This window comes from Thermicanus aegyptius DSM 12793 (assembly GCF_000510645.1).
GTDB classification, from domain to species: domain Bacteria; phylum Bacillota; class Bacilli; order Thermicanales; family Thermicanaceae; genus Thermicanus; species Thermicanus aegyptius.
On record NZ_KI783301.1, the window covers coordinates 1,643,750 to 1,666,182 of the forward strand.

At 47.5% G+C, this 22,433-nt stretch carries 24 protein-coding genes and 1 pseudogene; 15 read left to right on the forward strand and 10 right to left on the reverse strand.

Annotated features, from left to right (window positions below; translation table 11 throughout):
* Positions 1 to 114 precede the first annotated feature (114 nt).
* From thiE to deoC, 5 genes are all read left to right on the forward strand, one after another.
* Positions 115 to 789 carry a thiamine phosphate synthase gene (thiE, locus tag THEAE_RS0108830; RefSeq protein WP_005588778.1) on the forward strand — a complete coding sequence of 225 codons (675 nt, stop codon included), beginning with the start codon at positions 115 to 117 and terminating at the stop codon, positions 787 to 789.
* A gap of 98 nt (positions 790 to 887) precedes the next feature.
* Entirely contained in the window at positions 888 to 2,219 is a 1,332-nt protein-coding gene (gene mtaB, locus THEAE_RS0108835; protein WP_005588780.1) for a tRNA (N(6)-L-threonylcarbamoyladenosine(37)-C(2))-methylthiotransferase MtaB, read from the forward strand.
* A gap of 179 nt (positions 2,220 to 2,398) precedes the next feature.
* On the forward strand, positions 2,399 to 2,809 hold the full coding sequence (locus tag THEAE_RS0108840; RefSeq protein WP_028987207.1) for a YugN-like family protein: 411 nt from the start codon (positions 2,399 to 2,401) through the stop codon (positions 2,807 to 2,809).
* A gap of 157 nt (positions 2,810 to 2,966) precedes the next feature.
* Positions 2,967 to 3,422 carry an NUDIX hydrolase gene (locus THEAE_RS0108845; protein WP_039944387.1) on the forward strand — a complete coding sequence of 152 codons (456 nt, stop codon included), beginning with the start codon at positions 2,967 to 2,969 and terminating at the stop codon, positions 3,420 to 3,422.
* A 156-nt stretch (positions 3,423 to 3,578) separates the two neighbouring features.
* The gene (gene deoC / locus THEAE_RS0108850; protein WP_028987209.1) at positions 3,579 to 4,256 is read left to right on the forward strand and encodes a deoxyribose-phosphate aldolase; all 678 of its coding nucleotides are present in this window, start codon (positions 3,579 to 3,581) and stop codon (positions 4,254 to 4,256) included.
* Between the two features lie 42 nt (positions 4,257 to 4,298).
* On the opposite strand, the gene THEAE_RS20515 is transcribed toward deoC, so the two are convergent.
* Positions 4,299 to 5,240, reverse strand: a complete 942-nt coding sequence (locus tag THEAE_RS20515) for a Na/Pi cotransporter family protein (protein WP_005588786.1) — start codon at positions 5,238 to 5,240, stop codon at positions 4,299 to 4,301.
* 67 nt (positions 5,241 to 5,307) lie between these two features.
* Between THEAE_RS20515 and THEAE_RS0108860 the strand changes: the two genes are divergently transcribed.
* From THEAE_RS0108860 to THEAE_RS0108885, 6 genes are all read left to right on the forward strand, one after another.
* Complete coding sequence (locus THEAE_RS0108860; protein WP_028987210.1) at positions 5,308 to 6,501, forward strand: class I SAM-dependent rRNA methyltransferase; 1,194 nt, start codon at positions 5,308 to 5,310, stop codon at positions 6,499 to 6,501.
* A 232-nt stretch (positions 6,502 to 6,733) separates the two neighbouring features.
* The gene (locus THEAE_RS0108865) at positions 6,734 to 7,165 is read left to right on the forward strand and encodes a DsrE/DsrF/DrsH-like family protein (protein WP_051430825.1); all 432 of its coding nucleotides are present in this window, start codon (positions 6,734 to 6,736) and stop codon (positions 7,163 to 7,165) included.
* A 114-nt stretch (positions 7,166 to 7,279) separates the two neighbouring features.
* Complete coding sequence (locus THEAE_RS0108870; protein WP_028987212.1) at positions 7,280 to 7,513, forward strand: sulfurtransferase TusA family protein; 234 nt, start codon at positions 7,280 to 7,282, stop codon at positions 7,511 to 7,513.
* A gap of 26 nt (positions 7,514 to 7,539) precedes the next feature.
* The gene (locus tag THEAE_RS0108875) at positions 7,540 to 8,679 is read left to right on the forward strand and encodes an NAD(P)/FAD-dependent oxidoreductase (protein WP_005588791.1); all 1,140 of its coding nucleotides are present in this window, start codon (positions 7,540 to 7,542) and stop codon (positions 8,677 to 8,679) included.
* A gap of 12 nt (positions 8,680 to 8,691) precedes the next feature.
* Positions 8,692 to 9,249 (forward strand): helical membrane plugin domain-containing protein, encoded by a 558-nt coding sequence (locus tag THEAE_RS0108880; protein ID WP_028987213.1) that lies wholly within the window; start codon positions 8,692 to 8,694, stop codon positions 9,247 to 9,249.
* A gap of 148 nt (positions 9,250 to 9,397) precedes the next feature.
* Complete coding sequence (locus tag THEAE_RS0108885) at positions 9,398 to 9,649, forward strand: sulfurtransferase TusA family protein (protein ID WP_005588793.1); 252 nt, start codon at positions 9,398 to 9,400, stop codon at positions 9,647 to 9,649.
* 18 nt (positions 9,650 to 9,667) lie between these two features.
* On the opposite strand, the gene THEAE_RS0108890 is transcribed toward THEAE_RS0108885, so the two are convergent.
* From THEAE_RS0108890 to THEAE_RS0108910, 5 genes are all read right to left on the reverse strand, one after another.
* Positions 9,668 to 9,865, reverse strand: a complete 198-nt coding sequence (locus THEAE_RS0108890; RefSeq protein ID WP_028987214.1) for a hypothetical protein — start codon at positions 9,863 to 9,865, stop codon at positions 9,668 to 9,670.
* Between the two features lie 71 nt (positions 9,866 to 9,936).
* Positions 9,937 to 10,971, reverse strand: coding sequence for a ThiF family adenylyltransferase (locus THEAE_RS0108895; RefSeq protein ID WP_028987215.1), 1,035 nt, complete (start codon positions 10,969 to 10,971; stop codon positions 9,937 to 9,939).
* A 91-nt stretch (positions 10,972 to 11,062) separates the two neighbouring features.
* Positions 11,063 to 11,755 (reverse strand): ATP-binding cassette domain-containing protein, encoded by a 693-nt coding sequence (locus THEAE_RS0108900; RefSeq protein WP_052329880.1) that lies wholly within the window; start codon positions 11,753 to 11,755, stop codon positions 11,063 to 11,065.
* A 44-nt stretch (positions 11,756 to 11,799) separates the two neighbouring features.
* Complete coding sequence (locus THEAE_RS0108905; RefSeq protein WP_005588795.1) at positions 11,800 to 12,471, reverse strand: ABC transporter permease; 672 nt, start codon at positions 12,469 to 12,471, stop codon at positions 11,800 to 11,802.
* Between the two features lie 51 nt (positions 12,472 to 12,522).
* Entirely contained in the window at positions 12,523 to 13,362 is an 840-nt protein-coding gene (locus THEAE_RS0108910) for an ABC transporter substrate-binding protein (protein ID WP_052329882.1), read from the reverse strand.
* A gap of 190 nt (positions 13,363 to 13,552) precedes the next feature.
* Here THEAE_RS0108910 and THEAE_RS0108915 point away from each other — a divergent pair, with 190 nt between their 5' ends.
* Positions 13,553 to 15,358 (forward strand): aldehyde ferredoxin oxidoreductase family protein, encoded by a 1,806-nt coding sequence (locus tag THEAE_RS0108915; protein ID WP_028987218.1) that lies wholly within the window; start codon positions 13,553 to 13,555, stop codon positions 15,356 to 15,358.
* Between the two features lie 82 nt (positions 15,359 to 15,440).
* Here THEAE_RS0108915 and THEAE_RS0108920 read toward each other — a convergent pair whose 3' ends face one another.
* Positions 15,441 to 15,740 (reverse strand): MoaD-like domain-containing protein, encoded by a 300-nt coding sequence (locus THEAE_RS0108920; protein WP_005588798.1) that lies wholly within the window; start codon positions 15,738 to 15,740, stop codon positions 15,441 to 15,443.
* Between the two features lie 4 nt (positions 15,741 to 15,744).
* The gene (locus THEAE_RS0108925; protein ID WP_005588799.1) at positions 15,745 to 16,017 is read right to left on the reverse strand and encodes a ubiquitin-like small modifier protein 1; all 273 of its coding nucleotides are present in this window, start codon (positions 16,015 to 16,017) and stop codon (positions 15,745 to 15,747) included.
* Between the two features lie 91 nt (positions 16,018 to 16,108).
* On the opposite strand from THEAE_RS0108925, the gene THEAE_RS0108930 reads away from it, so the two are divergent.
* Positions 16,109 to 17,344, forward strand: coding sequence for a molybdopterin molybdotransferase MoeA (locus THEAE_RS0108930; protein WP_028987219.1), 1,236 nt, complete (start codon positions 16,109 to 16,111; stop codon positions 17,342 to 17,344).
* Between the two features lie 31 nt (positions 17,345 to 17,375).
* Entirely contained in the window at positions 17,376 to 19,289 is a 1,914-nt protein-coding gene (locus THEAE_RS0108935; RefSeq protein ID WP_005588801.1) for a molybdopterin biosynthesis protein, read from the forward strand.
* Between the two features lie 272 nt (positions 19,290 to 19,561).
* On the opposite strand, the gene THEAE_RS0108940 is transcribed toward THEAE_RS0108935, so the two are convergent.
* Complete coding sequence (locus THEAE_RS0108940; RefSeq protein WP_028987220.1) at positions 19,562 to 20,839, reverse strand: ISNCY family transposase; 1,278 nt, start codon at positions 20,837 to 20,839, stop codon at positions 19,562 to 19,564.
* A gap of 147 nt (positions 20,840 to 20,986) precedes the next feature.
* On the opposite strand from THEAE_RS0108940, the gene rsgA reads away from it, so the two are divergent.
* Positions 20,987 to 22,054 (forward strand): ribosome small subunit-dependent GTPase A, encoded by a 1,068-nt coding sequence (gene rsgA, locus THEAE_RS0108945; protein ID WP_028987221.1) that lies wholly within the window; start codon positions 20,987 to 20,989, stop codon positions 22,052 to 22,054.
* Between the two features lie 174 nt (positions 22,055 to 22,228).
* Here rsgA and THEAE_RS20520 read toward each other — a convergent pair.
* A pseudogene (locus tag THEAE_RS20520) lies at positions 22,229 to 22,433 on the reverse strand (ISNCY family transposase); the annotation flags it as partial.

Sequence of the window (22,433 nt, forward strand, 5' to 3'; positions counted from 1 at the left end):
GCTCGAAGAATGTGGGCTTGGCCTGGATCGGATGACGCCACGGCAGAATCGTTGCTTTCATAAGCAGGATGGGAAGGAGATAACCGGACAAATGGAAGAGCGGAGGAGAATACGATGATCGAGACATTGGGGATGAAAGAGAGTTTGCTTCTTTATTTCATCATGGGAAGCCATAATACCCCCCATGATCCTCTCTGGGTGTTGCAGGAGGCGATCCAAGGAGGGATTACCTGTTTTCAGTTTCGGGAGAAAGGGGAGAAGGCTGCACGAGGAGCGGAAAAGGTGGAATGGGCAAGGGCGTTGCAGGAGATTTGTCGTGCCTATCGCATTCCCTTTCTGGTGGATGATGAGGTGGATCTGGCCCTTTTCCTCGATGCGGAGGGGGTCCATATCGGCCAGGAGGATGGAGAGATTGAAGAAGTAAGGAGAAAAATCGGGGACCATAAGATTCTGGGAGTTTCTATCCATACGGTGGAAGAGGCACATATCGCGCAAGAAAAGGGGGCCGATTACCTGGGCGTTGGTCCCATCTATCCCACCTCATCGAAGAAAGATGCGAAAGAGCCGGTGGGCCCCGCCTTTATACGGGAGTTGCGGGATCAGGGGATTCATCTTCCTATTGTAGGGATTGGCGGGATCACGAGGGAAAATGCGGCGAGGATTACGGAGGCGGGGGCGGATGGAATCGCTTTGATCTCTGCGATTTGTCAAGCCCAAAACCCAAGGGAGGAGGCCGCTCTGCTGCGGAAAGAAGCAAAGTTGGGCATCTATAGGCGGATGGAGAGGTAGAAGGACGAGAGCGGTTCAATCCATATTGTGACGTTGCTTTTTCTATTCCCCTTCCCTATAATGATTCTATTATGGTATGAATGGAAGGGGGAATGGAGATGCCGACCGTTGCTTTTCATACCCTGGGATGTAAAGTGAATTTCTATGAAACAGAAGCGATCTGGCAATTGTTTAAGAATAAAGGATATACCCAAGTAGATTTTGAAGAAGAAGCCGATGTGTATGTGATCAACACCTGTACGGTGACCAATACAGGGGATAAAAAGAGCCGGCAGATGATCCGCCGTGCGATTCGCAAAAATCCCAATGCGGTGGTGGCGGTGACCGGTTGTTATGCCCAGACTTCGCCGGCCAAAGTGCTGGAGATTCCAGGGGTGGATATCGTCATTGGGACTCAGGGACGAGATCGACTCCTTGATTATGTGGAGGAATATAAGAATTCCCGCATGCCGATCAATGCAGTGGCAAATATCATGAAACAGAAGGAATTTGAGGAGCTAAGTGTCCCCACTTTCTCTGAGAAGACCAGGGCGTTCTTAAAGATCCAGGAAGGTTGCAACAATTTTTGCACGTTTTGCATTATTCCATGGGCGAAGGGTCTTTCCCGAAGCCGTCAACCGGAAAGTGTCCTTCAACAGGCCCGCACTCTCGCGGCCAATGGATATCGGGAAATTGTGCTCACAGGGATTCATACCGGAGGGTATGGGGAAGATTTGGAGGATTATTCCCTTCCCCGATTGCTGATGGACTTAAAAGAGATTGAAGGATTGCACCGCATCAGGATTAGCTCCATTGAGGCGAGTCAAATCGGTGAAGAGATGATTGAAGTTTTCCGAAATAACCCGAAAATGTGCCGCCACCTTCATATCCCGTTGCAAGCGGGGGATGATACGATCCTTAAGAGCATGCATCGGAAATATACAACCGCCCAGTATAAAGAAAAGATCGAAAAGATTAAAGAAGCGCTCCCCCATGTGGCCATCACCACCGATGTGATCGTCGGTTTTCCTGGGGAGACGGAGGAGATGTTTCAAAATACGTATGATTACATTCGGGAGATTGGTTTTGCTGAGCTCCACGTCTTCCCTTATTCGAAGCGGACGGGGACACCTGCCGCCCGCTTTCCGAATCAGGTGCCGGAAGAGGTAAAGAAGGAGCGGGTAGATCGTCTACTGGAGTTAAATCGAGAATTAACTCTGCGTTATGCCAAGAAATTCGAAGGGGAGGTTCTCGAAGTGATTCCGGAAGAGTATTATGATGGTGATCCGAAAAGCGGCAAAGTGGTTGGTTATTCCGATAATTATTTGCGCATTGCCTTCATGGGATCTAGGGATTTGTTCGGGAAAGTGTGCCGTGTCCGCCTCGATGAAGCGATGTCCGAGATCTGTGAGGGAACCTTTGCCAGGGTATTGGAGCCGGCTTCGGTGTAGAAAGCAGGGAATCGTAGAAACAGCCCCGCCGTCTGAGAATGTATGATAAGATGAAAAGCCCTTATGTTGCAGAAAGGGCTTTTCTTTTTTCTGCACCACGATCCCATCAATCTTCCAGGATATAGATGAAGTCGAACGGTTGATTAGGAAATCCTAAGGAGAAAAGGAGGTTGTTACACATGATTGAAATTCCATCCCGTTTGGAAGGGAAAACTTTCTTGCTTGATACACTGGAGGAGAAATTGAAACCGCTGGGTTTCACGATTGGAGGAAATTGGGATTATGATCAGGGGTTATTTGATTATAAGCTAGCCGGTGAAGCGGGGGGGTATCTTTTTTTGCGCATTCCGTTTAAAGCGGTGAAAGAACAGCTTGATTCGTATGGAACCGTGGTCGAAACCGGCACCCCTTTTTTATTGTCGCATAAGTTTAAAGCCGGACCGGATGATCGTTCCGAGATAGGTGTCTTAAGCGCTGCAATAAATCAATTTTCCGAACCGCAAGATCCGGATGCAGCGGTTCCGGAGAAGTATATCCCCGTTGGGCGGAGACTTGTCCATGATTTAGAACTAATTCTCCTTGAAGACTAGGGTGCCACGATCGACATTGGAATGTTATTCTCCTTTTATGTGTGGAAGAGTTATTCTTGGCGCATTGAATACCATCTCCGTAGAAAAGATGTTGTGTGTGGTGGATAGGATAGAGTAAGATAAGTGGGGAATGTACGAAAGATGGGGAGGAAGGAAGATGGCTGAAGTGGCTGCAGGAGGGATCGTTTACCGCCGCCAAGGGGGAGGGACCGAAATTCTCATGATTGAAGATCGCTTTGGGCATTGGTCCTACCCAAAAGGTCACTCGGAGGGGAATGAAAAACCGGAGGACACGGCTTTGAGGGAGATTCAGGAGGAGACGGGGATCATAGGGAAAATCATCGCTCCTTTGTCCAGCATCTCTTACCGGTATGAAGCGGAAGGAAGAAGAGGGGAGAAGAGGGTTGATTATTTTCTCGTTGAGTATGTGAGCGGGAAGACGAGGCCCCAGTTCGAGGAGATAGGCAATGTACATTGGCTTTCTCCGGAAGCGGCGTGGAAGAAGCAGGTGGAACAGGGGTATGAGAATAACCGCATCCTCTTAGAACAAGCTTTTATCAAACTTGGACTTTCTCTACCTGAAGATCGTTCGAATCGGGAATGTTCCCCTTGAAAAGTTTACGATCGCACCCTTTTTCCGAAGGGGCGCCTCCTTTTTGATCGAAGAATTTCTCCGGCCGATACATAGCATCGTTATTTAAACCGAAGGCAATTGCGATAAAGCAAAATGACGCTCAATCTTTTCCCCAAGGGATGAAAGGAGATTATGATGGAAGCACAAGAGTTGTCCCGCTATATCGACCATACTTTACTTAAACCGGAAGCGGATCGGGATTCGATCGTGAAATTATGCCGGGAAGCCAAAGAATATGGATTTGCTTCCGTCTGCGTCAATCCGATGTGGGTTCCCCTTTGCAAAGACGAATTGGAAGGAAGCGATGTGAAGGTATGTACCGTTATCGGATTTCCTTTGGGCGCCAACACGACGGAAACAAAGGTTTATGAAACCTTAAAAGCCATAAAGGATGGCGCCTCCGAGGTGGACATGGTGATCCGGCTGGGAAGCGTGAAATCCGGAGACTGGAAATCGGTTGAAGAGGATATTCACGCCGTGGTGGAGGCGGCGAAACCAACCGCTCTGGTCAAGGTGATTTTAGAGACGGGCTATCTTACCCGAGAGGAAAAGGTGAAAGCTTGTCGGGTGTCTGAAAAGGCCGGGGCGGATTTTGTCAAAACCTCCACCGGGTTTGGAAAAGGAGGAGCAACCCTTGAGGATATCCGTCTGATGAGGGAAACAGTGGGAAAGCAGATGGGAGTAAAAGCTTCTGGAGGAATCCGGGATTATGATACGGCAATCCGGATGATCGAAGCGGGAGCAACTCGCATCGGAGCAAGCAGCGGGGTTCAAATCGTAACGGGAGGGCAGAAATTCGGTTCAGCGTACTAACCGATCGTAGAAATGATCCCATCCCCTTGATAGGATCTCTCATTAACAAGGAGATTTTTCCTTTCCTGTGATCCGTTCGATCAAGCGGGCGAAATGGGCGGAAAAGGGAAGGACAAATAAGGAAGTGACCAGATTAAACAGGGTTTGGGCATGGGCCAGTTGCCTCTCTGCATCAGGGGAAAGATGGGATATGAAAGTAGAGAAAGGATGAAGAAGGGGAAGGAAAAGGAGAGCTCCTCCCACATTTAAGAGGATGTGGGCATAGGCCACCTTTTTTCCCTCCGGAGATCCCCCAATACTGGAGAGATAGGTATCCAAACAGGTGCCGATATTGCTTCCCAAAAGAATGGCTACACCGGCCGGCAAAGAGATCATTTGATTTTTCATGAAAATCATGGTCGTCGCCAGCATTGCGGTACTGCTTTGAATCAGGGCCGTGGCGAGGAGACCGAGAGAGAAGGCAATCAAAGGATTCTCGTTGATCCGAAGAAAAAAAGGACGGGTAAAGGAATCTTCCAGTAACAGCCGAGCTCCCGAGCCCATCACCGAAAGACTCAACAGCATGAGAGTTACACCTCCCATCGCCAAACCGATCCTTTTCACCCTCCTTTCAGGCATAAGCCAAAAAAGAAAACTTATGAGAAACAAGGGAAGAAGAAAATCTTCCAATGAAAATGCGAGGATTTGGAGGGTTAAGGTGGTTCCCACATTGGCGCCTAAGATGAGGCCGATCGATTGGGAAAAGGTGAGGATCCCGGCATTCACAAATCCCACGATCAGGATCGTAACTGCACTGGAACTCTGTAAAAAGGCAGTGACGAGTGTTCCGGTGATGAATCCGTAGAGAGGAGTCCGGGCGAACCGGGCGATGATTTCCTGCCTTCTTCCTTGGGCCAATGCTTCTAATCCCGTTCGCATCAGGGCAAGACCGAAGAAAAAAAGGATAAGTCCCACCAAAATCGGAAGAAAAACTTGAATTTCCATTATGGATCACCCCTCCTGTCCCATTTTATGAATAAGGGGGAGGGTTGATGATCGTTCGGAGGATAAAATGGCTACAATTTATCTGAAAAGGCAACGGAAAAAACGGTTGGAACAGGGGCATCCATGGATTTACCAATCGGAAGTGGAACGAATAGAAGGCGAATTTCAACCAGGGGATTTGGTGGATGTGGCAAATCACCAAGGATTTTTTTTAGGCATCGGCATGGTCAACCCCCGTTCGCAAATTATCGTCCGTCTTCTTACGAACCGAAAAGAGGCGATCGATCACTCCTTCTTCCTGCGACGAGTGGAGGAGGCATGGAACTACCGGCAGCGTTTTCTTCCCGGCATCCGTTCCTTACGGGTGGTCTATGGAGAGGCAGATTTCCTCCCAGGGCTCATTGTCGATAAATATGAAGAGGTTCTCGTGGTGCAGATCCTCTCTTTAGGGATGGAGAGGCAAAAGGAAAAGATCCTGTCCGCTCTTCTTCACGTTTTTCATCCCAAGGCGATCTATCTACGGAACGATGTACCGGTAAGGGAACTGGAAGGGCTTCCTTTGGAGAAAGGCTTCTGGTATGGGGAATCTCCCACGCAAATTGAAATCGAAGAAAACGGCTTAAAGATTTTGGTTGATATTAAAGAGGGCCAAAAGACCGGCTATTTTTTTGACCAACGAGAAAACAGGGCAAGCATCGCTCCCCTGATGAATAGAGGGGGGGAGGGAGTGGAAGTGCTGGAATGCTTCACCCATACCGGTTCATTTACGTTAAATGCCTTACAACATGGTGCAAAACGGGTGACCGCCTTGGATATTTCTCCGCTCGCCATCGAGATGGCTAAGGAAAATGTGGCGAGGAATGGCTTTTTAGAACAGGTGGAGTTTGTCGTGGCCAATGCGTTTGATTTTTTACGGGAGAAGGTGAAGGAAGGGAAAAAGTGGGATGTGGTGATTTTAGATCCTCCCGCCTTTGCCAAGAACAGATCCCGGATCGAATCGGCCTTGCGCGGTTATAAAGAGATTAATCTTAATGCGTTGAAATTGATTCGGGATGGGGGTTTTTTGGTAACCTCAAGCTGCTCTTCTCCGGTTACGGCAACCATGTTTCAGGAAATGGTCCAGGATGCCGCTTTTGATACCCACAAAATCCTCCGCCTCGTCCGCTTCAGCGGAGCGGGAGTTGATCATCCCAAGATTGTCGGGGTGGATGAAGGAGACTACTTGAAATTCGCGATCTATGAGGTGCGCTCAAGGTCTTAGAAAAGTCGGACCCAAGAAGGTCCGGCTTTTCTTATGTTCTTTTTAGATCAGGGATTCCCGAAGAAAATCCATAAATTAGAAATCTATTAAATATAAAGGAAAAAACAAAAAAGATGTGAGCGACTCTTCACGATTTTGCCACGAAATTCACGAACTTGTAACCTATTTCACAATAGAAGAGGATTATAATAGTACCGTAACATGTAGGGGTATTGATAAGGGGAAGCGTAAGATGGAAAAATACCTTAAAAAGGAGGAAGGTTTAATGGAACAGCAAGCCCCGAAGCTCTCCATCATTCTTTTGTCCGAGGAGCTGGAAAAGGTTCATGCAGCTGCTCTCGTAGGCTCTGTAGCCGCCATGTCCGGGATGGAGGTCAATTTCTTCGTGACGATGAATGGACTGGTTCCTTTCCTGAAAGAGAGCGTCGCTTCGAAGAACTTTAAAACAGGGACGGTTGGGAAGGCGCTGGTGGAAAAAGCTCAACCATTCTATGAATTGATCGAGAATGGGAAAGAAATGGGCAATTTGAAGGTGTATGCTTGTGCTTTAGCCATGGACGTGAAAGGATGGAAAAAGGAAGACCTGATCGACCTCTTTGACGATGTGATCGGCGTAACCGCATTCTTTGGAATTTCCCAAGGGGGAATGATTATTACCATGTAGTTTTTGAGGGTTCTTAATGAGTTTCAGGTAAGAAGAAATGGGAAAAGAAGGTTCAACTTAAAAACAGGCAAGAATAAATGGAGATCGATGTTTTTTCTAAAGGAGGAATGGATGATGAGCGAGGTAACGAAAAAAGTGGATGCCCGGGGTTCCTTTTGTCCCGGTCCTCTCATGGAGTTAATTAAAGCGGTGAAAGGCTCCCAGGTTGGGGATGTGATCGAGGTCCTCTCCAGCGATGCCGGTTCTGCAAAAGATATTCCCGAGTGGGTGAAGAAGATGGGGCATGAAATGGTTTATTCGGAAAAAGAGGGAGATTATTGGAAGATCGCCGTTAGAAAGATGAAATAGGGGATCCTGTTAGGGAGGGAAGCTCAATGGCAAAACGCATCGCAATTCTTGGCGGAGGGACGGCAGGGACAACCTTGGCTAACCGCTTAGCCAGGCAGTTGTCTCATGAAATCCGAAAAGGAGAAGCGGAGGTCCTCCTCATCTCCAATACGGATCGACATATTTACCAACCGGGTTATCTCTTCGTCGCTTTTAACGAAAAGCCTTTGGATCATTTTATACGGCCTCAAAAGAGCTTGGTTCATCGTCTCGTCACCATGGTTTATGATGATGTGGAAAAGATCGATGTGGAGAAAAAAGAGCTGCTCTCCAAGAGAAATCGGTATGCCTATGATTATCTCGTGATTGCTACCGGTTCCTATCCTGATTTTGATGCCGTTCCAGGTATGAAGGAAATCACTTATAATTTTTACACTCCGGAGGGAGCAGAAAAACTTCGGGATCGTCTGGCTACTTTTGAAGGGGGAAAAATCATGATTGTCATTGATGTTCCCCATAAATGTCCGGCGGCTCCCCTGGAGGTAACCCTTATGTTGGATGATTATTTCCGCAGACGGAACATGCGGGATAAAGTGGAATTGCTCTACACCTATCCCATTGGTCGGATCCATTCCTTGCAACCGGTCGCGGATTGGGCTTTACCGGAGTTTGAAAAGCGGAATATACAGTACGAAACGTATTTTAATATGGAAAGCATTGATCCTGAGAAGAAAACGGTAAACACCATGGATGGAGCGGAGCATCCCTTTGATCTGCTCATCTCCATTCCGGCGCATAAAGGGGCTCCTGTCGTCTTAAATTCCGGACTTGGCGACGAATCAGGCTTTATCCCCACAGATCGGTACACTTTGAAGATGGTAGGGCATGATGATGTGTATGTGATCGGAGATGCGACCAATCTGCCCATTAGTAAAGCTGGATCTACCGCCCACTATGAAAGCGAGACATTAACCCATAACCTCATAAGCCGCATCCGGGGACTTCCGGAAACGAAGCTTTATGACGGAAGAGTGGCATGTTTCTTGGAGAATAGCTTGGGGGATGCCAGCTTCATCATCTTTGATTATAACCATCCTCCGAAACCTGCCGATACTTCCGAACTAATCCATTGGTTTAAGGCGATGTACAACGAGCTCTACTGGTTAACAGCCCGTGGATTAATGTAGGGAGGGAGTAAGATGCCAACGGATATGGAGAAAAGCCGCCTCGAACAGGTGACGGGTTTGATGGATGTGGCAGTCAGTTCCCTCACTCCCAATATGGTAACCGATCTGACCGAAAAAGCCGTGAGGGCTGTTGAGATGCTGGATGACCTGTTGCAGCCGGAAGTGTTGGCCCTCATTCAAAAGTTGCCGGAGGTAAGTGCCAGTTTAGAACGAACATTAACATATGTCCAAAAAATGGAGAAAAGCGGTACTCTCGCTACCTTGGCAGAATTGGCCGATTTTGTCGCGATCGCCAAGTCCTCAATGACGGGACCCATGATTTCCGACACCATGGAACGGGCGATTGCCGGGCTTGAATTGGTTGATGATATGGTTCAAAAGGGAGTTCTGGATTTGGCAGGGGGAATGGTTGAAGCTCTGGATCAGGCTCAACAAGATGTTGGAAAACTTGAAAAGCCCATGGGTATGTTTCAAATCGCCGGGATGATGAAAGATCCTGATGTTCGGCAAGGATTGACCTTTCTCATGTTGTTCCTTAAGAGGTGGGGAGCTTCATGGAGGGAAAATTAATATGATTCAAATTTCTACCCCTCTAACACAAGAGGGGTTTTTTATCGTAAAAAAACAGACATAAAATTCACAAAAAAGATATGGCAGGAGTAATGAAATTTTTTTAAAATAAAAAGAAAAGGAGGTTTCCCAAGAAGGGGGGATTCCGATGTGTACCATCATTCGGCTGATTGATGCCAGGGGAAGCGAATCGCCCATCCCACTGATGGAACTCATTCGAAGCCTAAAAAGTTCGGAGGAGGGAGATGTGGTTCATATTCTGGCAAATGACCAAAGTTCGGTTCGGGATATCCCGATTTGGACGCAAAAGATGGGCCATCAACTCCTTTATACCCATAAAGAGAAGAATTATTGGAAGATCGCTATCCGAAAAAAGGTAAAAAAAACATCTAACCCATAGGTTAGATGTTTTTACCATCTAAAACCAGGTTTCAAAGACATCTTTGGTGGGCCTTCTCCCAAAATCCTCTAACAGTTCCTCCCATTCTTCATAGGTCATTTCGTCTTTAATCTTAGCTCGTTGGCAATAATCTTGAAAGATCATGAGGAAAAGGTAGGAGCCGCCGCCTTTTTCCAACTTTAACTTTACAAAATCCTTAAAAGTCATCTTCTCCATGGGTTATCACCTCTCCGTGATTATTCTACCAAATTTTTTATCACACTACAAAGCGGTTGGGTTTAAACTCATCAGTTCCCCACATATTTTGCGTACAGCGTTTTGGCTGCCGTGACATCGTTCGTTCCATGAACCATTACGCGTCCATCCTGAAAGAAAATGAGGCGGTATGGTTCAATGTCAAAACGAACGAGATACTCCGTTTTTTGCACCTTACCTAAAGGAGTGAGGCGAGTCGCGATCTCGGCGAGGTTCACTTCCCTTTTTCCTCTGGGGAGAATCTGCACCGTATCCCGTCCACAGAGGGAGGTATATTGTTCACTCCCCAAATGAAAATCTAAGAAATCAAAACGACGATGAACACAGGTAGGGCAATCGGGATTCCTTCCGCGACGGACGTCGATCTGCAGGTGTTCGTTCTTCCATAGCTCGAATTGTTCCAGATGGGGATTGAGGTGGTGATCTTCCCCAAGTAAAATCTTTAGACCTTCCGCCGCTTGATACGAGGCGACAACATGGATGATCGGTCCGATGACCCCCACGGTATCGCAGGTTTCCCCTCGCCCTTCCGGTGGAGTGGGGAAGAGGCAGCGATAACAGGGAGTGGCTTCAGGCCGGATCACCGTGAACATGCCCCGTGCTCGGACCGCAGCCCCATAGACCCACGGAATTCTATATTTTACCGCTACATCGTTGATCAGATAACGGACTTGAAAATTATCGCTGCCGTCCAAGATCAGATGGACATCGGACAGTAATTCGTCGGCGTTCTCCGGGTTTAGATCGACCATATGGGGCTCGATCCGAATGCTGGAATTGATCTTCCTGAGCTTCTTCGCCGCAGCAATCGCCTTGGGAAGGAATTGTGCCGCATCCTCTTCATCATAGAGCATCTGCCGCTGAAGATTGCTCTCCTCCACAAAATCCCGATCGATCAAGCGGATAAATCCAACGCCGGCGCGAACCATATGATTGGCCAGGACGGTTCCCAGTGCTCCCATCCCTACGATGGCCACACGGGATGCGCCCAACTTCTTCTGACCCTCCATCCCGATGGCGGGAAAAAGAATCTGGCGGGAATAGCGAGCATGTAAAAAGGGATCCACGGTTATTCTTCTCCTTTCTTTATCTGGACCGTTATTGATCCGGCGAAACGGGTGGGCGGTCTATCTTTATTATACTTTTTATATCGAGCGATTAGTAGATCATTCTTCCCTGAAGGTAATCTTGTAAGAGGGGGGTTTTTGGTGTGATGAAGAGGGTTTCCGTTTCTCCTTCTTCGATCAGTTTTCCTTGATAGAGGAAATAAAGGTAATGGGAAAGACGTCTGGCTTGAGCGAAGTGATGGGTGACAAAAAGAATGGTCGTCTGCCTCTCACGGTTTTCGCTACGAATCACTTCTTCGATGATTTCCACTTGAGTCGGATCAAGATTGGCGGTCGCTTCATCCAATAAGAGAAGTTTTGGTTTAAGGACTAGGGCGCGGGCGAGTGCCGCACGCTGTATCTCTCCGCCGGAGAGAGTATAGGCCGGTTGTTTCGCTTTCCCCACTAAATCCACCTGTTCCAACACCCGCATCACCTCTTCACGAATTTTCGCCTCTTTTACCTTTCGATAACGGAGCCCAATGGCAATGTTCTCATAAAGGGTTGTCTGAAATAGGGTGGGGCGTTGCGCCACCAGTGTCATTTCCCGCCGTACTTCAAGAATTTGACGTGATTGATTTTCTGCAAGATCAAGGACCCGTCCATAAAAATCAATTTCTCCATGGAGGGGTTTTTCGAGGAGATTGAGCGCACGGAGTAACGTAGTTTTTCCTGCCCCATTTGGTCCGATGAGAGCCGATATTTTCCCAGGCACGAGATGAAAAACGGGGAGGTTTAGGATCATTTTCCCTTCATGTTGGATGAGTAGATCTTTAATTTTGATCAGGTTTAATCCCTCCTCTCCGATGAAGGTTGGAGATTTTCCAGCATTTCACGTACCAGGATGATATTGAAGAGAAAACTGATACTGAGTAATACGATCCCGATCCATAATGCGAGGGGATAATTTCCTTTCCGTGTTTCTAAGATAATGGCGGTGGTCATCACACGGGTATGATGCTCAATGTTTCCTCCGACCAACATCACCGCTCCCACTTCAGAGATGGCACGCCCGAATGCGGTAGCGATGGCAGAGAAGATCGGTTTCCTTGCTTCTTTAAGGATCGTACGTATCGCCTGAAAGCGTGTCGCTCCAAGGGTGATCGCGGTTTCCCAAAGGGCGCGCTCTTTTGCTTGCACCGCGATCAAAGTGAGTCCGGTAATAATCGGAGTGACTAACAAGACTTGTGCGAAGATCATGGCCTCCGGCGTAAAAAGGGCATTCCATGCACCGAGAGGTCCGTAACGGGATAAGAGCAAGTAAACGATCACACCGATCAGTACGGGAGGCATTCCCATGAAGGTAAAAAGAAGGGTGGCCACCCAATTTCGCCCGGTGAAATGGGTTAACCCCAGAAAAGCACCGATCGGTATGCCTACCATTGCACCGATCAATACAGCCGTGATAGAGACTCGTAAGGATAGTAGGATGATTTCGATAAATTCAATAGACAGATCCATCTCCCTCTCTCTATCGAATCTTGACGGGAATGATCCCGTGTGATGACGAAACTATCTTTTGCGCGCATCGGGAACGAATAATCCTTTTCCATACTCTTTTACACCGAATTCCCCGATCCGTTTTTGCGTTTTGGGGTCCACGAAAAACTGAACGAGTTTGGCGGCCAAATCCGGCTTGCTGGAGGATTTTACCTGTATAATTCCATAGGGATTAAATAATAATGGATCTCCCTGCAGGAGGATCTCTAATTCAATCTTTCCTTTGTAACTGAGGTAGGTGGCTTCATCCGTCAAAGTATAAGCCTCTTTTTCGTTGGCCATCTGCAGAGTATCCCCCATCCCTTGCCCGGAACTGAGATACCAAGACCCACCAGGACTGATGCCGGCTGCTTTCCAGAGGCTCAATTCTTTCTTGTGCGTTCCTGAATCATCCCCACGGGAGATAAAAAGACTCTGTCGTTCTGCAATTTTTTTAAAAGCATCTTTGGCGGTATGGACCAAAGCGATGCCGGCGGGGTCCGATTTGGGACCCACCAAGTAAAATTGATTGTACATTACATCATAAGCGTTAAACCCGTATCCTTCCTTAACGAACTCATCCTCCGCCGGACGGTTATGAACCAATAGTACATCTGCATTCCCATCTTTCCCCATCTGAATCGCCTGACCTGTGCCCACCGCTACCACTTTCACACCGATACCGCTTTCTTTCTCGAAAAATGGAATTAAATCATCCAATAATCCCGAATCTTGGGTGGAAGTGGTGGTTGCGAGGATAATTTCCTGCTTTGGAGGAGATGCGTTCTCTTCATTGCATCCGATAAGGGATAAAAATAACAGGAGGAATAAACTAAGAGAGCCAAAGGATCTGAGAAATTTCAGGATGACCACTCCTCTATAAATTTTTTGCTTCTATTCTACAAAAGAAGAAGGAATTCCTTCCTTCTAAAAATTTTTTTTATATTCACAGTAGAAGAAGGAATTTCTACTTCCATGGCGAATAATTAATGATATTAAACAGGTACCTTTGTCGATGTCCGCTCATTATACGCGAAAGAAATAATAAGGAGGGAAGGTTGAGATGCTGGGAGGCTTTAAGAATCGTGAAGTGTTGGTGGATTTAAATAAAAGGGAGGTATCTTACCGGGAGATCGATGAGGAGCTGGCACGGAAGTATATTGGGGGGCGAGGATTGGGCGTGAAGTATGTCCTTGATAATGGGCCTCGGGTGGAAGCGCTATCGGCAGAGAATATCCTCTGTTTCATGACCGGACCGGTCACCGGTTCCCGTTCCCCGATGAGCGGTCGTTTGGCGGTGGTGACCAAATCGCCTTTAACCGGAACCGTGACCGATTCCCACATGGGTGGCTGGTCGGCGGCGCGGATGAAATGGGCCGGGATCGATAATATCATCGTGAGAGGGGCGAGCGCGACACCGGTCTACCTCTTAGTTGAAAACGGAAAGGCCGAATTGCACGATGCCGCTGACCTCTGGGGGAAAGGAGTACGGGCAACGGTAAGAGCGATGCAGGACCGCTATGGCAAAGAGGATCTTAGTGTGATTACCATCGGCCCAGCGGGAGAAAATCTCGTCCGGTATGCATCGTTTATTAATGAGAACGATCGGGCTGCCGGTCGGGGGGGAACCGGTGCGGTTGCAGGATTTAAGAAACTGAAAGCCATCGTGATCAAAGGTCCACAGAAAGGGAATATGCCGAGTCCGGCGGAAGAGGGAAAGTATAAGGAGGCGAACCAAAAAGCTTTAAAGGCAATTATGGAAGGGGGATTGACGTCACCGAAGAAGGGGGGGCTTTCCGTCTATGGCACCAATGTCTTGACCAATATCATTAATGAAGTGGGTGCCCTCCCCACCATGAATTCCAAATATACGCATTTTGACCAAGCGGAAGGCCATAGTGGAGAAACGGTGAATGCGACGCTACTTGTTGCGGATAATACGTGCCATGCCTGTCCCGTAGCCTGTAAGAAAGAGGTGGAGGTAAAGAGCGGGAAATATAAGACGCGGGTAGAAAGCTTTGAATATGAGTCCGGGTGGGCACTTGGTTCCAATTGCGGTCTGGGGGATGCGGCGGCCATTTCCTATATGATTGACCAATGTAATGAATACGGAATCGATACAATCGAAATCGGAAATGCCCTCTCCGTGGCGATGGAGGCTTATGAGCGCGGCTTGATTCACGAAGAGATCCATTGGGGCGATGCCGATAAGATGATTCAACTGATTGAGGACGTGGCATTCCGTCGCGGTCTGGGAGATAGACTGGCGGAGGGGCCGGCCCGTTTCGCCGCCTCTTTGGGAGCACCGGAACTCTCCATGTCGGTGAAGGGACAATCAATTCCTGCCTATGATCCGCGCGGCATCCAGGGGATTGGCCTCGGCTATGCCACCAGTAACCGTGGCGCCTGCCATCTGCGGGGCTATACGGTAGCCAGTGAGATCGCAGGGATCCCGGAACCGACAGATCGCCTGAAAGCAGAGGGGAAAGGGGAGTTGTTAAAAATTTTCCAAGACCTTCACGCTTTCTCCGATTCGATGGATATATGCAAATTCTCTTCCTTCTCGGAAAATGCGGAGCATTACGCTCTACAATATTCGGCGATGACCGGCCACGAAATAAGTGCGGACGACGTATTAAAGATTGGAGAACGGATTTATAATCTGGAAAGGTATTATAATAACCTCGCCGGATTTAACAAGCGGGAGGATGATTATCTGCCGAAACGCTTTACGGAGGAACCGGGCACCGGTAATAGTGCTGGATATGTGAGCCGGATGGAGATTATGCTGGATGAATATTATAAAGCCCGCGGATGGGTAAACGGAGTCGTTCCTGAGACCAAATTAAAAGAATTAGAAATCCTCTAGTTTTAAGAGATTCATCACCTCCTTAAAGAATAAGTCTTGCGATCAGCAAGACTTATTCTTTCACACTACGTATATTCCTCCTTTACCCGCCGGCGCGCATGGTTTTTTTGCGATAGAGGGAGATGAGATGGTTGAGGCCTTCTTCGGTGTCACTTTGAAAACGAAAAAAAAGAGCCTCAACGATGAAGGTGGAGGTAATCCTCACTTTCTCCTCTCTTAAAATCTCCACCTTCCAATTTGAAGTATAGAAACGGAGAGGGAAGGCGGGTTTCGTTTCTACCATGAGGGATTCCGGTAAGAAACCAAGTTCAGACAAATAGCGGAGATGTTCGTTTAAAGAAATTCCACGAAACTCTAAAATTTGTTCAAACGTAAGTCCCACAGAATCAGCCTCCTGCGACAGGGGGAAATAGGGCGAATTGATCGCTTGCTTTCACCTTTGTTTCTAATCCCTGTTCATGGATGGCGTTTCTTCCATTAATGAAAACATGAACAAAAGGCTTTAATTTTCTTTCCGCGTCGAAGATTTCCGTTTCGAGGGCGGGATATTGACGGGTCAGTGCTTCCAAGATATCGATGACACGATCTCCCGTAGCCTTCACTTCCACAACGGGGCTTTGGCAAATCTCTCGAAAATTGGCAAACACTTTTACCTTCATCGGGAATCCTTCCTTTCCCATTTTTCCTCATTATATCTAAAATGTGACGTGAAGAACAGACGAAAAACAATCAGTTGGGCAGGGATGGTAGATGGAATTTTTTCAAGTGAAGTCGGTTTCGGAGACACTTTCTCTCATTCATCATTACGTGTTTCCCTTGCGTGATCCGATCTCAATGCCCTTGTTGGAGGCGTTAAACATGGTTCTGGCAGAGGATATCGTAGCTGGGGAGGATGTCCCGGCCTTTACGAGATCAACGGTGGATGGCTATGCCGTACGGGCGAAAGAGACATTCGGGGCCTCCGATTCACTCCCCATCTTCCTCGATTTAATAGGGAGAATCGAAATGGGACAGGAGAGCCGGGAGACTTGTCACGAGGGAGAGGCATATTACGTGCCCACCGGGGGAATGCTGCCGGAAGGCTGTGATAGTGTCGTGATGATCGAACATGCCGAGGAGATTGGAGATCTTTTGAATGTGTATCGACAAGTGGCTCCCGGCGAAAATGTGATTCGAGCAGGAGATGATGTGAAAAAAGGCAGCCTACTCTTTGAGAAGGGCGTAAGACTCCGCCCACAAGAGTTAGGCTTACTTGCAGCCTTGGGCATCGCAACGGTAAAGGTATATCCGTCACCCATTGTAGGCATTCTCTCCACAGGGGATGAGATTGTCCCCTTCGATCAACCTAAGTTAAATCCTGGGGAGATCCGTGACATGAACGGAGTTACCATTACAGCGATGGCGAAAAACGGGGGCGCAAGGGTGATCTATGAGGGGATCGTGAAGGATCGGTATGAGGAGATGAAGGCTCGTGTCAGAGAGCTCTTTCCTCAAGTCGATTTCCTCATCCTTTCTGGAGGAAGTTCGGTAGGTTCCCGGGATTATACGGTAAAGGTCCTAAGTGAGCTGGGGGAACCGGGAATTCTGGTTCATGGGGTCTCTGTAAAACCGGGAAAACCTACGATTTTCGGGATGGCCGAGGGGAAACCCATTCTTGGGTTACCGGGGCACCCCGCTTCGGCTATGGTCATTTTCGAGCTTTTTGGATTCCCGATTCTTAAACGATTGTCGGGAGAAAGGGTAGTGGAGCGTGAAACACGAATCCCGGCCAAGGCTATGAAGAACCTCGCCTCTGCCGTCGGGCGGAGTGATTATCTTCGGGTGAAATTGGTCCAGAAGGATGGTGAACTCTGGGCCGATCCTGTATTCGGGAAGTCGGGTCTCCTCTTTACGATGGTTGAAAGTGACGGAATCATGGAGATTCCGGCAGAAAAAGAGGGAATTTACACCGGTGAAAAAGTTTGGGTAAAACGATATTCTTCGTAACGGATCAGACGAGATAATAGGAGTGGCGTCAATGCGAAAAATCTATTTGGAAGATAAACCGCTCATGGAAGCACAGCAGGATTTTCTGCGTCGTGTAACCCTCGAAAGGAAGATCGAGTGGATCCCCACACAGGCGGGATTGGGAAGGGTAACCGCACAAGATATTTATGCAAAGGTCTCCATGCCCAACTTTCATGCCGCTGCCATGGATGGGATTGCAGTCCGAGCAGAACAAACGTTCACTGCTAATGAACTGAATCCCATTCGCCTTAAGAAGGAGAAGGATTACCGAATTGTGGATACAGGAGATCCCATTCCCCCTGGATTTGACGCAGTGATCATGGTGGAAGATCTGCATCAAGTGGATGGGGAAACGGTGGAGATTCGTGAGGCAGCGGCTCCATGGCAGCATATCCGCCCGATCGGTGAAGATGTAATCGCGGGTGAGATGTTGTTTCCTGCCTTCCATCGTCTTCGTCCCGTTGACTTGGGAGCGCTCCTCGCCGGTGGAATTCTCACACTTCCCGTCCTGCGCAAGCCAGCAGTCGCCATCATGCCTACGGGAACGGAATTAATCCCGCCTTCGGAGCACGTAGAAAGCGGACAGATCATTGAATTTAACGGCACCGTCTTCGGCGCCTACCTGCAGGAATGGGGGGCTGAGCCGACCATTCTGCCCATCGTCCAAGATGAATATGAGGCGATCCGCGAGGGGGTCCGTGAGGCTGTCGAACATTATGATCTCGTTCTTTTAAATGCCGGATCATCCGCCGGGACCGAAGATTTTACGTATCAGGTCATTCATGAGTTGGGAACGGTTTTTACACACGGTGTGGGGACCCGTCCCGGAAAACCCGTCGTCTTAGGCGAGGTTTCCGGAAAGCCTATCGTCGGACTCCCTGGCTATCCGGTCTCTGCCTATTTTGGTTTGGAATGGTTCGTACGACCTCTCTTATATCGCTACTATGGACTCATCGAACCAAGCCGTCCTAAGCTCAGAGTGAAGATGGGACGGAGGGTGGTTTCGGTGATGGGGGCGGAAGATTTTGTGCGCATGACGGTGGGTTTTATCCAAGGGCAATATGTTGCAAATCCTCTCACACGTGCGGCGGGGGTCACCATGTCCCTTGTGCGTGCCGACGGTTTACTCCGCATTCCCCCCTCTCATCTCGGCTATGAGCAAGGAGAAGAGGCGGAAATTGAACTTTATCGTCCCGTGGAGGAGATCGAAAGGAGTATTCTCATTACAGGAAGCCATGATCTCTCCCTCGATTTATTGCAATCCCATTTGCGCCGTCGGGACCCCTCACGACATATTATCTCTTCCCATGTGGGAAGCATGGGAGGAATACTTGCCATTCAAAAGGGAGAAGCCCATGTGGCCGGCATTCATCTCTTTGATGAGAAAACAGGAAGTTACAATATTCCTTTTCTTGAAAAATATCTCAAAGGAAAAGAGGCGGTTCTCGTTCATTTGGCCTATCGCACGCAAGGATGGATTGTGGCCAAAGGCAATCCTCACAAGATCTACGATGTGACCGATATCGTCAATAAACGGCTTATCTATATCAATCGACAGCGCGGTGCTGGGACAAGACTCTTGTTCGATGATCTCCTGAGAAAGAAAGGGATTTCAAGGGCGGAAGTGTACGGATATGAGCAAGAATCTCTCTCCCATCTCAGTGTGGCGGTAGCGGTGAAAGGGGGGGCTGCAGATGTAGGACTGGGCATCTATTCGGCAGCGAAGGTGATGGATCTGGACTTCATCCCAGTGGCGGAAGAACACTATGAGCTCCTGTTTTTAAAAGAGTTTTATGAAAGCGAAGCAGGAAAGTTGCTCATTGAGATTATCACTTCTTCCGACTTTCGACAAGAGTTGGAATCCTTAGGGGGGTATGATTTACGGGATGCAGGGAAAGTGGTTTATGTGAAAAACATGGCGTGATCCCCCTTGTTTCGGTACAGGTTGTGAGCGTAGGCTCGTGGTGTCAAGCGTCAGTGAAAATGTCATACTTACGCGTCAGTGAATTTGTCACATCGATTATGGTTTATCCTTTCACCCTGTGTTTTGATTGTGGGCTGGCCCGCTCATTTCATCAAGGGTAAAGGCCCAAGGCCTTCGCTTCGCTCACCCTTGATTCATTCGCGGTCCAGGCATAGAAGGCGAATAAGGGGTGAAAGGAATTTTAGCAGTATTCCTTAACTGCTATAGCCAAATCAAGTCCGTTGTGGTACCCTTTTACTAGGTTTGTTGTATTCTCGCCAAGGATGATCGGCAGCGGGCTTGTGAGGGCTCCTCGCATGGCTCGCCTTTTCTTTTTGAGGAGGATTTTGGCGGTTGGGTTTTTCCACTTCTTCCAGCGGGTATTTTTTCCCTTTGTACCAGATGAACCGCTCTCCGTTTAAGGTTTCACGAATTTCAACACGAGTTTTCACAGGTATGGTTAATTTGTCGTTCTTCGTTGCGATCTTGTAGGTTTTTCCTCCGTAAGAAATAGTTTCCTCTGAGCCAATCGTACGTTTCTCTCGATAGCACAGGATCATATTGATGTCTTGTCCTTCACTCAAAGGGACATATGCATGTTCCGGATCAGCAGGCTGAACCGCAAAGAGTCGATTATGTTTTTCAATGAGATGCGGAAGAATTCGATTCGCTTCCTCGATGGAATGAATTGAGTGAAGCCGTAACTCCACCACCCAACGATCCTGTAAAGTTCCGAAAAGGCGTTCGATTCGTCCTTTAGCTTGAGGTGTAAGAGCTTTGATGTGGGTAATCCCCAATTCTTGCAAGGCAGCACCAAACTGAGAAAGGGGAGAGGTTTCACCTGCTAGTTCCTCTTCCACAGACAAAGCATCCTCTTTGGGAGAACGAAAAATGGTATGCCGATCGGAGTATAGACTCATAGGGATTCCTTTTTGTTCGATCAGCTGTTTGAGTAAAAGGAAATACCCTTCTGTATCCTCCCGAGGACGAAAAGTGGCAGAAATGATCTCTCCCGTTGCATCATCAATGGCTGCCAGTAATGCGAAAGGCTCGGTATCTTCTAACCATCGATGAAAGCTGGCATCGATTTGAACCAGCATTCCGGCTTGGGGTTTTCTGGTTCTTGGACGATGAGCTTTAGGGGGACGCCGTTTTCGTTTAGGTGGGAAATTGGATTGACAGCGGATGCGACGGATCGTTGAAGGGCTCACGAAAATCCCCTCATGCTCCGCCAACAATTCAGCCAAATGATGGTCATTACAATGACGATAAGGTTCGCTAGTCATAAGCTGTTGAATGGATTGAAGTGTATCTTTCGAAAGAGCATGTGCAGGTTTTCGCCCACGATTTTTATGAATCAAACCGGTTACTCCCTCCTCCAAAATTTTTTTCTTAAGGCGAAAAACCTGACGAATACTTAACTTCAATTCATTCGCAGCTTCGCTTACTGTGATAAGCCCGTTAATGTGCTTCATGATTACCGTGTAACGCTTCAATTCTTTTTTGGTCAATGTGATTCTCTCCTGTCCCATAGTGACATTTTCTCTGAAGCGTTACGATATGACAATATCACAGACGTACAACATCTATAGAAGGAAAAACCGAAAATATGTAGTATGAATTTATCAGATAAACACACACATTAGGAGGACAACATAGTGCATTTAAAAAAATTAGGATGGAACTCTTTTTTCGAAGCTCATTTTGAGCCCTTTCGCCTTATGGGGTATACGGTTGGGAGAATTGTTTCCCAATATAAACATATATATCGAGTTTATACTGAACATGGCCAATGTCTAGGTGATGTTACCGGAAAAATGCGTTATGAGGCGATAGGACGTCATGATTACCCTGTAGTCGGTGATTGGGTTGTCATTAAGGAACGGAAAGGTGAAGGAAAAGCAGTGATTCATGCCGTTTTGCCACGAATCAGCAAATTCTCTCGGAAAACGGCAGGGGATAAAACGGAAGAGCAGATTGTGGCTGCAAACATTAATACAGTGTTTTTAGTGACTTCCTTGAACCAAGAATTTAATCTTCGACGGATGGAAAGATATTTGATGTTGGCATGGGAAAGCGGCGCAAAACCGGTCATTATCTTGAGCAAGGCAGATTTAGTGTCTAACAGCGTGATTGAAGAGAAAATTTCACAATTAGAATTGATCTCGTTAGGTGTGCCAATTCATGTGGTTAGTGCAATCAACAAACAAGGTCTAGAAGAATTAGATCGCTATCTTGAAGAGGGAAATACAGCGGCTTTACTCGGTTCCTCAGGTGTGGGAAAATCGACTTTGATTAACTGTTTACTTGGTGAGGAAACACAAAGGGTCCAAGAAATACGCCAAGGCGATGATAAGGGCAAGCATACAACTACATTTAGAGAATTATTCTTCCTTCCTCAGGGTGCATGTATGATTGACACTCCTGGAATGCGAGAGCTGCAATTATGGGGAACGGATGAGGGATTAAAAGATACATTTGAAGATATTGAACAATTATCGTCCATGTGTCAGTTTATTGATTGTCAGCATTTACATGAGCCGAATTGCGCAGTTAAACAAGCTGTAAAAGAAGGAAAATTAGATGAGAATCGCTTGAATAACTATAGGAAGATGATGAGAGAATTAGAATATTTACATATGAAAACAAACAAAAAAGCACAATTAGAAGAGAAAGATAGATGGAAAAAATTATCTAAAGAAAAACGCAGACGAAATAAAAGATGATCAAGTCCATAATGTGGTGAAAATTCGCTCCTCATCGGCAGATGAGTGATGTCAACTAATTTTTCTCATGTCACGCTTCTCCTTCGCCCTCTTTTGCTGCTACTCACGCCATGCGTAGTACTCAGCCATGTCAAAATACGGCAGCACAGGATCATATTGTGTCTCTCCTTCACTCAAAGGGACATATGCATGTTCCGGATCAGCAGGCTGAACCGCAAAGAGTCGATTATGTTTTTCAATGAGATGGGGAAGAATTCGATTCGCTTCCTCGATGGAATGAATCGAGTGAAGCCGTAACTCCACCACCCAACGATCCTGTAAAGTTCCGAAAAGGCGTTCGATTCGTCCTTTAGCTTGAGGTGTAAGAGCTTTGATGTGG

Coding starts and splice junctions, on each gene's coding strand:
- thiE (WP_005588778.1), top strand. CDS start 115: ATGATCGAGACATTGGGGATGAAAGAGAGTTTGCTTCTTTATTTCATC.
- mtaB (WP_005588780.1), top strand. CDS start 888: ATGCCGACCGTTGCTTTTCATACCCTGGGATGTAAAGTGAATTTCTAT.
- THEAE_RS0108840 (WP_028987207.1), top strand. CDS start 2,399: ATGATTGAAATTCCATCCCGTTTGGAAGGGAAAACTTTCTTGCTTGAT.
- THEAE_RS0108845 (WP_039944387.1), top strand. CDS start 2,967: ATGGCTGAAGTGGCTGCAGGAGGGATCGTTTACCGCCGCCAAGGGGGA.
- deoC (WP_028987209.1), top strand. CDS start 3,579: ATGGAAGCACAAGAGTTGTCCCGCTATATCGACCATACTTTACTTAAA.
- THEAE_RS20515 (WP_005588786.1), bottom strand. CDS start 5,240: ATGGAAATTCAAGTTTTTCTTCCGATTTTGGTGGGACTTATCCTTTTT.
- THEAE_RS0108860 (WP_028987210.1), top strand. CDS start 5,308: ATGGCTACAATTTATCTGAAAAGGCAACGGAAAAAACGGTTGGAACAG.
- THEAE_RS0108865 (WP_051430825.1), top strand. CDS start 6,734: ATGGAAAAATACCTTAAAAAGGAGGAAGGTTTAATGGAACAGCAAGCC.
- THEAE_RS0108870 (WP_028987212.1), top strand. CDS start 7,280: ATGAGCGAGGTAACGAAAAAAGTGGATGCCCGGGGTTCCTTTTGTCCC.
- THEAE_RS0108875 (WP_005588791.1), top strand. CDS start 7,540: ATGGCAAAACGCATCGCAATTCTTGGCGGAGGGACGGCAGGGACAACC.
- THEAE_RS0108880 (WP_028987213.1), top strand. CDS start 8,692: ATGCCAACGGATATGGAGAAAAGCCGCCTCGAACAGGTGACGGGTTTG.
- THEAE_RS0108885 (WP_005588793.1), top strand. CDS start 9,398: ATGTGTACCATCATTCGGCTGATTGATGCCAGGGGAAGCGAATCGCCC.
- THEAE_RS0108890 (WP_028987214.1), bottom strand. CDS start 9,865: ATGGAGAAGATGACTTTTAAGGATTTTGTAAAGTTAAAGTTGGAAAAA.
- THEAE_RS0108900 (WP_052329880.1), bottom strand. CDS start 11,755: ATGATCCTAAACCTCCCCGTTTTTCATCTCGTGCCTGGGAAAATATCG.
- THEAE_RS0108905 (WP_005588795.1), bottom strand. CDS start 12,471: ATGGATCTGTCTATTGAATTTATCGAAATCATCCTACTATCCTTACGA.
- THEAE_RS0108915 (WP_028987218.1), top strand. CDS start 13,553: ATGCTGGGAGGCTTTAAGAATCGTGAAGTGTTGGTGGATTTAAATAAA.
- THEAE_RS0108925 (WP_005588799.1), bottom strand. CDS start 16,017: ATGAAGGTAAAAGTGTTTGCCAATTTTCGAGAGATTTGCCAAAGCCCC.
- THEAE_RS0108930 (WP_028987219.1), top strand. CDS start 16,109: ATGGAATTTTTTCAAGTGAAGTCGGTTTCGGAGACACTTTCTCTCATT.
- THEAE_RS0108935 (WP_005588801.1), top strand. CDS start 17,376: ATGCGAAAAATCTATTTGGAAGATAAACCGCTCATGGAAGCACAGCAG.